15 protein-coding genes are annotated in these 12,379 nt (G+C 35.8%); 11 read left to right on the forward strand and 4 right to left on the reverse strand.

The annotated features are described in order from the left end of the window. Positions 1 to 45: 45 nt before the first annotated feature. Genes EZ456_RS19410 through EZ456_RS19420 form a run of 3 tightly spaced genes read left to right on the forward strand, consistent with a single transcriptional unit; the run spans position 46 to position 2,976 of the window. Positions 46 to 2,415 carry an OstA-like protein gene (locus EZ456_RS19410; protein WP_131533005.1) on the forward strand — a complete coding sequence of 790 codons (2,370 nt, stop codon included), beginning with the start codon at positions 46 to 48 and terminating at the stop codon, positions 2,413 to 2,415. A gap of 37 nt (positions 2,416 to 2,452) precedes the next feature. Next, the gene (locus EZ456_RS19415) at positions 2,453 to 2,674 is read left to right on the forward strand and encodes a hypothetical protein (protein WP_131533006.1); all 222 of its coding nucleotides are present in this window, start codon (positions 2,453 to 2,455) and stop codon (positions 2,672 to 2,674) included. Further along, positions 2,674 to 2,976, forward strand: a complete 303-nt coding sequence (locus EZ456_RS19420; RefSeq protein WP_131533007.1) for a type II toxin-antitoxin system RelE/ParE family toxin — start codon at positions 2,674 to 2,676, stop codon at positions 2,974 to 2,976. The genes EZ456_RS19415 and EZ456_RS19420 overlap by 1 nt, the downstream gene beginning before the upstream one ends. On the opposite strand, the gene rdgB is transcribed toward EZ456_RS19420, so the two are convergent. Further along, positions 2,971 to 3,549 (reverse strand): RdgB/HAM1 family non-canonical purine NTP pyrophosphatase, encoded by a 579-nt coding sequence (gene rdgB / locus EZ456_RS19425; protein WP_131533008.1) that lies wholly within the window; start codon positions 3,547 to 3,549, stop codon positions 2,971 to 2,973. The genes EZ456_RS19420 and rdgB overlap by 6 nt on opposite strands. A gap of 116 nt (positions 3,550 to 3,665) precedes the next feature. Next, positions 3,666 to 4,319, reverse strand: coding sequence for a hypothetical protein (locus tag EZ456_RS19430; protein WP_131533009.1), 654 nt, complete (start codon positions 4,317 to 4,319; stop codon positions 3,666 to 3,668). Positions 4,320 to 4,528: 209 nt separating this feature from the next. Between EZ456_RS19430 and EZ456_RS19435 the strand changes: the two genes are divergently transcribed. The 7 genes from EZ456_RS19435 (at position 4,529) to EZ456_RS19465 (ending at position 9,670) form a co-directional block, all read left to right on the forward strand. After that, positions 4,529 to 5,011 (forward strand): hypothetical protein, encoded by a 483-nt coding sequence (locus EZ456_RS19435; protein ID WP_225876576.1) that lies wholly within the window; start codon positions 4,529 to 4,531, stop codon positions 5,009 to 5,011. A gap of 53 nt (positions 5,012 to 5,064) precedes the next feature. After that, complete coding sequence (locus EZ456_RS19440; protein ID WP_131533010.1) at positions 5,065 to 6,423, forward strand: peptidylprolyl isomerase; 1,359 nt, start codon at positions 5,065 to 5,067, stop codon at positions 6,421 to 6,423. Positions 6,424 to 6,428: 5 nt separating this feature from the next. After that, positions 6,429 to 7,391, forward strand: coding sequence for an AAA family ATPase (locus EZ456_RS19445; protein ID WP_029279992.1), 963 nt, complete (start codon positions 6,429 to 6,431; stop codon positions 7,389 to 7,391). Between the two features lie 246 nt (positions 7,392 to 7,637). Next, entirely contained in the window at positions 7,638 to 8,081 is a 444-nt protein-coding gene (locus tag EZ456_RS19450; protein WP_131533011.1) for a DUF1801 domain-containing protein, read from the forward strand. Further along, on the forward strand, positions 8,071 to 8,574 hold the full coding sequence (locus EZ456_RS25175; protein ID WP_165501380.1) for a DinB family protein: 504 nt from the start codon (positions 8,071 to 8,073) through the stop codon (positions 8,572 to 8,574). The genes EZ456_RS19450 and EZ456_RS25175 overlap by 11 nt, the downstream gene beginning before the upstream one ends. 245 nt (positions 8,575 to 8,819) lie before the next feature. Beyond that, positions 8,820 to 9,341, forward strand: a complete 522-nt coding sequence (locus EZ456_RS19460; protein ID WP_131533013.1) for a hypothetical protein — start codon at positions 8,820 to 8,822, stop codon at positions 9,339 to 9,341. Positions 9,342 to 9,481: 140 nt separating this feature from the next. After that, entirely contained in the window at positions 9,482 to 9,670 is a 189-nt protein-coding gene (locus EZ456_RS19465; protein ID WP_086549118.1) for a hypothetical protein, read from the forward strand. Positions 9,671 to 9,745: 75 nt separating this feature from the next. Here the strand turns inward: EZ456_RS19465 and EZ456_RS19470 are convergent, their stop codons facing one another. Continuing rightward, positions 9,746 to 10,630, reverse strand: a complete 885-nt coding sequence (locus EZ456_RS19470; RefSeq protein ID WP_131533014.1) for a glycerophosphodiester phosphodiesterase family protein — start codon at positions 10,628 to 10,630, stop codon at positions 9,746 to 9,748. Between the two features lie 245 nt (positions 10,631 to 10,875). Then, complete coding sequence (locus tag EZ456_RS19475; RefSeq protein WP_131533016.1) at positions 10,876 to 11,733, reverse strand: nuclear transport factor 2 family protein; 858 nt, start codon at positions 11,731 to 11,733, stop codon at positions 10,876 to 10,878. 435 nt (positions 11,734 to 12,168) lie between these two features. Between EZ456_RS19475 and EZ456_RS25400 the strand changes: the two genes are divergently transcribed. After that, a partial coding sequence (locus tag EZ456_RS25400) for a hypothetical protein (RefSeq protein ID WP_205945137.1) occupies positions 12,169 to 12,379 on the forward strand: 211 nt, incomplete at its 3' end.

A 12,379-nucleotide genomic window follows, 5' to 3' on the forward strand; every position in this document is an offset into this window, starting at 1 on the left:
TAACTGGTATTCCGAACGTTCGGAACAAAAAACTAACTTTGTAGTGTGCAAAAACTATTTGTCTTTTTATTCATTTTAATCAGTCCAGTATTTTTATTCGGTCAGCAACCCGCCTCGAAGATTAAAATCGTTTCGTTTTCTAAAATAACCGGGGATGTTAAAAATAAGGTTAGTTATTTACGGAACCCTGTTTTCCAACAAGATAATGCAACACTAACCTGCGATAGCGCTGTATTTTATAGCGAACGAAACTATTTCGAAGCTTTTAAAAACGTTCATATCAACCAGCTTACAACAGATATTTATTCAGATCAACTGGAGTATGACGGGAATAAAAAACACGCACATTTAACTGGAAATGTGAAGATGATCGATCCTACTTCGATCTTAACGACCAATATTTTAGATTACAATACCCTAAGCAAGATAGGAACTTATACCAGCGGAGGTAAAATTGTAAATAAAGAAGTAACACTAACCAGTAAAAATGGCTATTATTTTAGCAACTCGAACGATGCTTATTTTAAATATGACGTAGTTGTAGTTACACCACAGTCGACCATAAAGTCGGATACCATGAGCTACAACACGCAAAGTAAATGGACTTTTTTTTACGGGCCAACCAATATCAAAGGAAAAGACGATAATCTTTACACCGAAAACGGTCAGTATAATACCATGACAGAGGATGCCTTTTTTGGAAAGAAAAATCTTTATACACAAGGTACAAGATCTTTAAAAGGTGATAGCTTGTATTATTATGGGAAAAAAGGCATTGGTAAGGCTGTAAAAAACATTGTTTTCTCTGACACGAAAGATAAAATGAAAATGTTCGGCGACTTAGGTTATTACTATAAACTAGATCAGCGGACGTTGGTTACCAGAAATGCCTATTTAGGAATAGGTACCGAAGATTCGGTAATGGTAAAGAATAAAAAAAGACCTGATAGTTTGTGGATGGGCGCTGATACCTTAGAAACCCAAATGGTATTGCAAAAAACCCTAAAATTAGTACCTAAAATTTCCATCAAAGCTGATAACCAGGTTGGAGAGGACGATGAAGAAACTGGTGAGAAAAAAGAAAAAACCGAAGCAAAGGAGAAACCAGAAAACCCAAGTACCCCAAAAGAAGATAGGAATAAACGCAATACGGCAAAAATAAGCCGGGCTGATAGGAAGAAAAAAAATAAGGGCGATGCGGTAACGGAAGATCCGCTTAACCTGAAAGACAAAAGTATCGATAGCTTAAAATCGAAAGTTGATTCACTTGGCAAAGATCTATCCAAGGTTAACCTCGATAGTTTACAGAAAAATAATCTTTTAAAGAACAAGGCTGATTCCATTATCAAAAATCTGCCTAAACTTAAAACTGAGAGTCTGAAAAAGCTGGCTGACAAGACCAATTCGATAATAAAGGGCGTATCGAAAACTAAAATCGATAGCTTGCAAAAGAAGATAACAAAATCTGGCATTAAAGATAGTTTAACAAAAGTTCTGGGAAACTTAAAACCCGGTGCATTAAAGACTGATACTGCCAAGTTTAACCCAGCTGACACTGTTCAAACCCGAATCATTAAAGCTTACCACGGCGTTAAGATTTTTAAAACGAACATACAGGCCAAAACCGATAGTCTGTTTTATACCAGTGCCGATTCTACTTTACGTTGCTACAGTAATCCGATCATCTGGTCGGAAGGCTCTCAACAGGTTGGCGATACCATATTTGTTCAGTTCAAGAATAAAAAACTAAATAATTTACAGGCATTTAGAAATGCATTTTTAGTAAATACACCAAAAGATTCGTTAAAGTTTAACCAAATAAAAGGAAGGTTAATGACTGGTTTCTTTAAGGATGGGAAATTTAAGAACCTCTATGTGGATGGCAATGCCGAAAGTATTTATTATACCCAGGATGATAGCACAAAGGTGTATAAAGAAATGAACCAAACCCTGAGTAGCAGGATAAAATTCATATTTAAGGATAAGGAAAATGCAATTGAGGAGATTGTTTATATTAAAGGAATAGAAGGAGCCTTAAATCCTGAAAATACGATTGCAAAAGATCATGTATTAAAGGGATTTTCGTGGAAACCTACCGAACGCCCAAAATCAAAAAAAGATGCGATAGGCTCTTCGGGCAAACCTAAACCCAAAGTAAAGGCAAAAGCAGTTGCAGGTAAAACTGTAGCTGGCGCTAAAACGACAAGTCCAGCAACTAAACCATCAACAACGGCACCTGCAGTTAAACCGAAAATCATATTGGGAAAAGACAGTTTAAACCTGAATAAGAAATTGCCACAAGCTAAACCAGCAGACACTGCTAATTTTGGCATTAAACCGATTTTACCGAAAAAGGATTCAGTTCAATTTAAAAAAGATTCTGTTCAGGTGAAAAAGGCAGCTGGTAAAATGTAGTTTTTGTTATTCACTAAATTAATGGTTAAATTTATTTATGGATTTACAATCAGAAAAACTAAGTGTGCTTCAACAAATCATTAATTCGGATGATGAAAGTTTAATCAGAGATATTAAATCACTAATTACTGCAAGAGATTTTGATTGGTTTGATGGATTAAACAGCCGCCAACAAGACGACATTCTCGAAGGAATAAGCCAACTTGATCGGGGTGAAAGTTTTAGCCATGAAGAGGCAAAAAAAAGGTTTAGTGTTTAATGGATATTATTTGGTCTAAAAAAGCTGGCGAAACTTTCCAAAGAAATATTGATTATCTAAAAGAAAATTGGACAGAAGTAGAAGTAAAAAAATTCATCACAAGGGTATTTACCTATCTCGAAACAATATCTGAGGAACCATTAATTTCTAGAAAAACATATAAAACAAAGAATACACATATAGGTTTTATTATTCCACACATATCAGTTGTTTACCGTATTAAACCAAAAAAAGAAATTTTAGAAATCGTAACCTTTATAGACAATCGGCAAAGTAGCAAAAAGAAAAAAAGATTTTTATAATTTTCCCTTCAAAAAACCCATCATCTTTTTAAGTGCGATGGCCCGGTGGCTAATTTTATTCTTCTCGGCAATATCCATTTCGGCAAAGGTAATATCATAGCCATCTGGCTGAAAAATAGGATCGTAACCGAAACCCTTCAATCCCGATAATCCTGTCCTGATTGTTCCTTCAATTATACCTTCAAAAATATGGTTCTGGCCACTTTGCATTAAGGAGATCACCGTTTTAAACCTTGCTTTTCTATTGGTGTTTCCTTCAAGTTTCTTTAAAACAAGCTGAATATTTTCTAAGCTATCACGGCTTCCTGAATATCTTGCAGAATAAACGCCCGGTTCGTTATTTAAAGCTTCTATTTCTAAACCGCTATCATCTGCAAAACAATCTAAATTAAAATGCTCCACTACATAGCTGCTTTTTAAAGATGCATTTCCTTCAAAAGTTTCAGCAGTTTCAGGAATATCAACCAAACAACCAATGTCTTCTAGATTCAGAACCTCATATTTACCTTCAAGGGCTGAGCGTATTTCTTCAGTTTTATGTTGATTATTAGTCGCAAATACAAGTTTTTTCATTTTAGGGAAGGTAAAAGGTTTAAGGTGTAGGGTTTAAGGTTTTTGGAGCCAAATTAAAATGCCATATCTCAGCACTTGATATTTAATTCTCAATACTTGATACGCTCGCAAAGCGGCTATTTAATTTTCTGAAGGTGTGCCCAAAGCATTTTCTTAGCAGTTAAATCACTATCCAGATGATGAAGATTAGGGGCAAAAATAATCCTGGTGGTTTCGTGAACGATGATTTCATTCTGCCAGGTAAGGTCCAGTCTCAAGTCGGCAATCTCTACGCCAAAAGATAACATAATGGCAGGTTTAAAAAACTGATGCAATTCTGCAAAATCTGTTCCCCTATAATTTGAGTAATTTAGAATAGCAAAATCGGGTGTACCTAAATCTACGGCTTTAACAATTTTCCGCAACAGTTCCCTGCCCTGTTCAGTACTTACATCATGCTCATGATCGTTAACTAAAATCAGTACTGATTTTTTATTTCCTCCTAAAAATTTAAACGTTTTTTCAGGTGCTGGTTCGGCCACAATATGCGGAATTTCAGGACCTTGCGTATAAACTTTAGGCATATTTGTAGGATTAATTCCAGGAATTTGTGTTATTTCTGGTTTTAAAACAGGTTCTTTTACTTCGGTAACGGAAACATTTTCAACAGCCAAAACTGGCTCTGGATTACGTAAAGGCAGAATTTCAACGCTTTCATCCTTTACCAGAAAAATCTCTTCAGTAAAAAATAAACGTAAAGCATTCGCATTGTTGGTAACCTGGTTTTCCATTCGTATTTTTGCTGGATAATAATTTCTGTTAAAATTAGTTAAATATCTTATAATAGCGTCGCTAATTGTTACTTTTATCCCTTAAAATTTATAGAGTGCTCTGCGTGAGGAAAGCTTATTGCCTATTTGTTTTCAGCTTTATTTATAGCGTTTCGTTTGCACAAAACGTTGCTGTGATAAATGGTAAATCAATAAGTGCCAAAGAATTTATGTGGGCATACAAAAAAAGCCATAACGGAAACGTTAGTGCTGCGTATGATACTTTACAGGCATATTTAAACTTGTACATAAATTTTAAACTTAAAGTTTTAGATGCCCGAGACATGGGATTGGATAAAAATGCCAATTACCAGGAAGAAATTAAGACCTATGAAAATGCATTGGCCACACATAAAAAAGCTGGAGTCAGTAGCAAAGATCACGATTTCTTATTGAATGAATACCGTGAAGGGGTTTTAATGTTCAATGTTTCTGAACAAAAAATATGGAACAAAGCGCAGGAAGACGAGCAGGCGATAACTGAATTTTACACTAAAAACCAACAAAATTACAATAAACCCTTAAGCGAAGTTAGAGGAGAGGTAATTGCCGATTATCAATTAAGCTTAGAAGAAAAATGGCTAAAAGGCCTGAAACAAAAATATCAGATCAAAATTAATGAAAACGAGTTGAAAAAGCTTGCTAAGTTATAACCAACCTGATTTTTTGATCATAAGTATTAAATTTGCAAAATATAACAAATAGAATGAAGAAAGTTTTTTTAGTAGCAACCGCTTTAATTTGCCTGTTTTTAAACAGTTTCGCTCAAAAGCATACCGTAGATAAAGTTGCTGCTGTTGTAGGAAATAATATTATCCTGCTATCAGATTTAAACCAACAATACACTCAATATCTTTATCAGGGCAACCAGCCTAACAATGAGATTAAATGTAAAATATTACAACAAACCTTAACCCAAAAACTGCTTAAACAACAGGCCGAAATTGATTCGGTAATGGTTGAAGACGGTGCCGTTGATGATGAAGTAAACAAGCGTATGCGTTACAGCATGCAACGTGCCGGTGGCCAAGAGCGCTTAGAGCAGTTCTTAAACAAATCGGTATTACAGTACAAAGATGAAATCAGACCATCAGTAAAAGATGAATTGATTGCACAGAAAATGCAACAAAAAATCACCGAAAACATTAATGTTACGCCAATGGAGGTTGAAAAATATTTCAAATCTTTGGGTGATAGCATCCCACAATTTAACACCGAAGTTGAAGTTGGTGAAGTAATTTTAAATCCGCAGTTAACCAGGGCAGAAAAACAGAAATTCCGCGATAAAATTGAAGCCCTTCGTTTAAGGGTTAAAAGTGGTGAGGATATGGGTGTTTTAGCAAAAACTTATTCTGAAGATCCAGGTTCTGCTGCCGATGGTGGTGATTACGGTTTTATCGACAGGAACACCATGGTTAAAGAATTTACTGCTTGGGCGTTTAAACTGAAAGCGGGAGAAATTTCGCCAGTGTTCGAAACAGATTACGGTTTCCACTTTTTACAGGTATTAGAGCGTAGAGGTGAGCAAGTGCACGTTAGACATATTTTAATTATGCCTAAAACCACACCAGAAGCCTTAACACGTTTAAAATTGCATGCAGATAGTATTTACAATAATATTATCGGTAAAAAATTAAGCTTCGCTGCTGCAGCAAACCTTTATTCTGATAACAAAGAAAGTAAATACAATGGCGGTATGATGCTTAATGCCGAAAATGTTCAGGCAAGAAGTACTTTTATCCCTGTTGATAAATTAGATCCTTCGGTATTTTTAGTAATTGATAGCATGAAAACTGGCGGTATTTCTAAACCTGATTTATTTACTGCAGCTGATGGAAAACAAGGCTACCGCATTTTATATTTAAAATCTAAAATACCACCGCACAAAGCAAACTTAGCGCAAGATTTTCCAAAAATCAGAGACGCGGCACAAAGCGATAAAATTAATCGTACTTTAAGCGAATGGTTTGAAAAACGTCGCGAAAGCACTTACATTAAAATCGACGACGAGTTTAATACCTGTGATGAATTAAAAATTTGGACTAAAACCACCGCCGCAAAATAACACCAATGCAATATAAGAACGAAGTAGAAGCTGTTGATGCACTTCATCAATCTTTCAACAACATTAAAGCCGAAATAAGCAAAGTAGTAGTTGGACAAGATGACATCATAAAATCTGTTTTAATCGCCATTTTTAGCAACGGACACTGTCTGTTGGTTGGCGTACCCGGATTAGCCAAAACTTTACTTGTACAAACGGTAGCTTCTGTTTTAGACCTCGATTTTAACCGGATCCAGTTTACACCAGATTTAATGCCAAGCGATATTATTGGTGCAGAGATTTTAGGAGAAGACAGGCACTTTAAATTTATAAAAGGGCCTGTTTTTTCTAATATTATCCTGGCTGATGAGATTAACCGTACACCGCCAAAAACCCAGGCAGCTTTATTAGAAGCCATGCAGGAGAAATCGGTTACCGCAGCTGGTCAGACCCATATTCTACCAAAACCATTTTTTGTTTTGGCCACACAAAACCCTATTGAACAAGAAGGAACTTATCCCCTACCCGAAGCTCAATTAGATCGTTTCATGTTCAACATTCAATTAAATTATCCTGCCTTTGCAGATGAATTGAACATCGTAAAAAACACCACAAGCAATAAAACCGTTCAACTGCAGAAAATTATCCACGCAGATGACATTCAATATTTCCAGAAACTAATCCGCGATATTCCTATTACCGATAATGTTTTAGAATATGCAGTAAAATTAGCAGCTAAAACCCGTCCGAATAGTGAGTTTGCTACTGATGCGGTTAACAAATACATCAGCTGGGGTGCTGGTCCGCGTGCCTCGCAGTTTTTAGTGTTGGGTGCAAAATGCCATGCTGCGGTAACGGGAAAATACTCTCCAGATATTGAAGATGTTAAAGCTGTAGCTGAGCCTATTTTACGTCACCGTATCGTACGTAACTACCGTGCAGAAGCTGAAGGCTTATCAATCGAGAAAATCATTAAAGATTTATTGTAGTTTCTCTTAAGTGGGATTTGTAATTTCCGTTAGTCGGGATTTGCAATCCCGTCTCATGAACCAAGGATTTCGACCCTTCTATTAGTGGATTACAAATCCACAATACAGCAGGTCGAGATTGCAAATCTCGACCAACACAAAATCAAAATATTAGAAAGATTAATGCAAGAATTGAGGACTTTCTTGCCTCTTTGCTATTAAAGTTAACTCTACAAGCTATATTCGTATAAATATTCAGAGAAACGAATGAATGGTAATCGTGAAATACATTCAGATTTTTTACACTTTTTAAAATTTAAGGAGCGTAACTTAATCGAACTTTATAAAGACTTAAGGGATTTTATACTCGAAATCCATCCAGAAAGTAACGAACTGCTTTACCACACACATGCCTTAACTTCAGTATATTCCATTTCTGAGAAATTAAGTGACGCATTTTGTATGATTCCGATTTATACCAATCACCTTAATCTTGGTTTTAATAAGGGTACATTAATTAACGATCCTCATGCTCTGTTGCAGGGAACAGGAAAATTAATCAGGCATATTCCTATTGAAAAAGTATCAGATTATAGAAATGATAAATTAAAAGCATTGATCCAAGCTGCTGTTGCATTTGCTATCAACGATATGGATAAACCAAGCAAATCAGCAGGAAAAACCATTTCAAAAATAAGCAATGGAGATTAATAATCTAACCGGTGCTATAGCTGCATTGATGGATGAATATAAAAAGACGGTTAACGAACTGATTGCGATAATCGAACCAATTAGCCAGTATCAACTAACTAAAGCCATCGAACCAGAAAGTTCAAATCCCGATTGTATCTCCATTCAAACTATTTTAACGCATGTAATCGCTTCTATGTTCAGTTATGCTGTTTATATCGAAAATTCTATCGGACTGGAAACCGTTAGGCCAGAGCGATTAAAATTTGATGGGGTAATGCCATATATTTCGAAGCTGCAAGAAGCTTTGAAATACAATGAGGAATTCTTCAGCAGAAATCCAAGCATTACAGTGGAAGAGCTTGATCAGTCCAGGAAAATAAGTACAAAATGGGGGCAGCAATACGATGTAGAACAAATGCTCGAACATGCCATTGTTCATATTTTAAGGCATAGGAGGCAGATTAAAAATGCTTTAATTAAATTCAATTCCTCAGCCAACGAAGAAAAATAATTTGCAATTCACTGAAAATAAATATCTTTGCATCAAAATTTACAGAAATGCTACGTCAACTACATATCCAACAATTAAGCTTTAGCCCGTCTTGTGGCATAAAGGGCTTGGGTATTGACATAAATTTCCTTCCCAACCCTTAGCTCGGTTTTTAGGCTCCGGCTCAATAAAAACCAAAATTTAAAAACCATTTATTACGCATTTGCTAAGCACTTAACTGCTTATCAAAATTAATTATATCCGTTATGGACATTTATACTACTGTAGAAGAAAAATATCTACAGGCCATTGAAGAATTGCACTGGGGCGAATTACCCAAAGCACTTCAGTATTTTAACGAAATTATTGTTTTCGACCCTGATTATGCAAGAGCTTATTTTCAGTTGGGGGATATTTATCAGAACCATTTTAAAGATTATAAAACTGCAGGTTACTACTACAAACGTTGTATCGAGTTGGATGCTGATTTCCCCGAGGTTTACAAACCTTACCTACAACTCGTTATTACACTCAAAATGCACCAATTGGTAAAACAGGTTGCAGAAAAGGCTTTGCTCGTACCTGGTGTTTACGAAGCGCATATTTACGAATGTTTAGGGCTACATGCCGAGCAACAGCAAAATTTTGCAGAAGCGGCAAACTATTTCAAGAAGGCAGAACTGTTTAATGCTGCTCAGGAAGAGCAAAGCACTTTACAGGAGCACCAAAACCGCATTAAAAGCAAAATGAATAGTACAAAAACAATGATTTACGACTTACAGGGATAAAAGGCAATGCCTTTTATCCTTTTTACCTAGCGGGTTAATCTTAAAATACAATTCACCAAATTGCCCTTGTTATTTTAATTTTGTTACTATCTTTACCGCACAATTACAAAGCATAAATCTTTAAATCAAAAATATTCGATATGTCAGCTCACGATTCACACGCACCGGTTCAGCAAACAAAAGGCATTTGGGCTTTACCATTAACTGCATGGATTCTGGTTTTATTATTGGTTGTTTATTTCACCAGACCAATCTTTAACCACGAAGAAGCATCTGCTCATCATGAAAAAACTGAAGCAGCGCACGAAAAACCAGAAGCGCACCACTAGGTAGTTTCCAGTTATAAAGCGTAAAAAGCGTCCAGATATAAAATCGGGACGCTTTTTTTATGCCGCTTATATCACTTATTTAAGCTGGCCCATAATGTTTGGAAAATCAGTTATGATCCCATCTACTCCTAAACTCATAAAATAATTCACCTCCTTAACTGTATTAACCGTCCAAGGGATAATTTTGATGCCCATTTCGTGGCAGCGGTCTACCAAACCTTTACCTACCAATACCGAGTAAGGACTGTAAATGGTCGGTTTAAATCCTAGTTTCTCAATATAATCCTCAAACGGTTCTTTTTCATCAATCAATAATGAGGTTTGTACTTTTGGGTATTTCTCGTGCAGATATTGTAGCGTACGCATATCAAAAGATTCGATAATTACCCTTTTGGCAAGTTTTTTCGAATTAATTACCTCCATAATCAGTTCTACAAATTCTGCAGGCTCTGGATGAAATTCATTGTCGCCCTTTTTAATTGTTTTCGTTTCGATGCTATATACAGCTTTAGCAAGTTTGTGTTCTTTAACATAAGCCTCAACCGCATCTATTGTTTCAGAAAGCAGTGGTTTGTAAGCTTTAAACTTCATCTGTCCAGGAAAGCGGGCGTGAACTTTGCTACCTACATCAAACTTTTTAATCTCATCATAATCCATCTTGTAGATGTTATAATTCTTCTGATCTTTTAGCGTAATCGGCTTCCCATTGGGTTGCAAAGAAATCTCATTGTTAAAATAAGGTTCTTGCGAAAGCACCACTTGCTTATCTTTCGAAATTACGGCATCCATTTCTAAAGTGGTAACACCTAAATCGATAGCTTTTAACATGCCTTCGATGGTATTTTCGGGCATAATTCCGCGTGCACCAGCTTTGCCCTGTACATCGAATTTCTTTTTTTGAGCCGAAACATTAACGGATAATAAAGCGACAGCTGATAACAGAAGTAATTTTTTATGCATGAATTTTAAACGTAAAATGAATAGTTTTATTAGTGGTAATTATTTTTTGGAGCGCAAAAACCGTGCATCTATTTAATGTTTGTTCCTGCTTTCCGTTGTATCTCTTCGCTACGCTTCAGGATGCCGTTTCATCCGATAGCTATCGGATCGGGGCTAAACCGAAAGCAATTGCTGGTAAAGCAAGGTCCGAAATAAAAAAAGGGCTTCTTTTTATGGAAAGCCCTCTTTAATTCACATTTTGTTATTTATCTTTCTGCTGGTACAAAGGCTTGTACAATTAAATTCCAGCTTGCATCGGCTGCTTTTTCATAAACGAAAACATAGTTAAAGCTTTCGCGTAAATCGGCTTTATAATCGATTGTAGCAACACCGTAGGTATAGGCTAAATCGCTTCCGATTGCCTTATCTACTCCGGTTGTTTTCAAATTAATTTTGCTGATCATTCCATTGTAGAATGCAATAATTTTTCCTTTTCCATCAATGGCTTCGTTACCTGGGAAAAGCAAACGTGCATCATTAGTTAAAAAGCCACCAAATGCAGCAATTCCATGCGTTTTTAACAAAGTATTTAATGTTTTCTCGGTTGTTAAGATAATATCTTTCCCAGCCTTAATTTCTCTTTCATTTAAGAACTTTGGTGCAACATGATCTTTTGGTTCAATAAACTGTGGGCTAACTTTAGTTAAAGGTTTATTGCTTTCCGTTCCTAAATCAATGGCTAATTTCCATCTTCCATTTTCTGGTTTCCATATCGATAAGTATTGACCGTATTTTTTCTCTGAAGTACTAACTTCATATGGTCCAGTAGTGAAACCTAAATCACCACTACGTGATACTTTTGCCAGGTTTGGTGTCCATGTTACATCGTTCTCAGCATTTGCTTTACCCGCGTAAAACGTTTTGGCATTAACAGGATTTGGTCTGAACACTAAAGTGCTCGTTGATGAATAGTCTATAAAAGCTTCTTTATCTCCATTTTTGGCAATTGACTTAGCAAAATCCTTCTCAGCATTTACTAAAGATTTGGTTGTACCGTCGCTTTTTTGGGCAAAAGCACCTAAGGCTAAAAGCGAGGCTATTGCAGTTGAAAATAATTGTTTCATTATTAATTAAGATAATATGTTTGGCGAATATAAAATTTTCTTTGGTGTATGGTTTCAAAAGTAATTAACAATTACACATTAAGACCACTTATTTTTCTCTATAAATGGTTTCTAGAACAGTTTGTCCGGTGGCCTTCAAAGTATTTTTATCAATATTGGCTAAGTTATCCAATTGCGTATTAAAAGTTTTTTATTCATTGATTAATCTAACGGAAAATTGTTTGAAGTAGTGTAATTATCTTCTTCATCCCCCTTGCCCCCTTCAAAGGGGGACAGCCTCCTTGATGAATTCAAAATGCCTAGAGTTTATTTTCTTCTCGATTAATTCGTCCCCCTGCTCCCTTGAAAAGCTAATCTTTACACACATTTATTTATAGAAAACATATTATAACGATCTGATTATCAATTATTTGTGGTTTATTTTTTGTATCTTTAATGATGTTAGATCATTGTTATTCAGGTGTTTATAAAGGTTTTTTATCAGATAGTCGTATTGCAGTTAGATTAGAAAATTGTTTGTCAGATTTATTATCTTCGGGAACAGCAGTCATCAATCGGTTAGCTCCAACCCATTCCTTAAAAGCTGCCTTCTATCGTATGCTATCGAACAAGCGATTGGAACATGATGATATTCTTGAAGGTGGCT

The sequence above is a fragment of the Pedobacter psychrodurus genome (assembly GCF_004331735.1).
Taxonomy (GTDB): domain Bacteria; phylum Bacteroidota; class Bacteroidia; order Sphingobacteriales; family Sphingobacteriaceae; genus Pedobacter; species Pedobacter psychrodurus.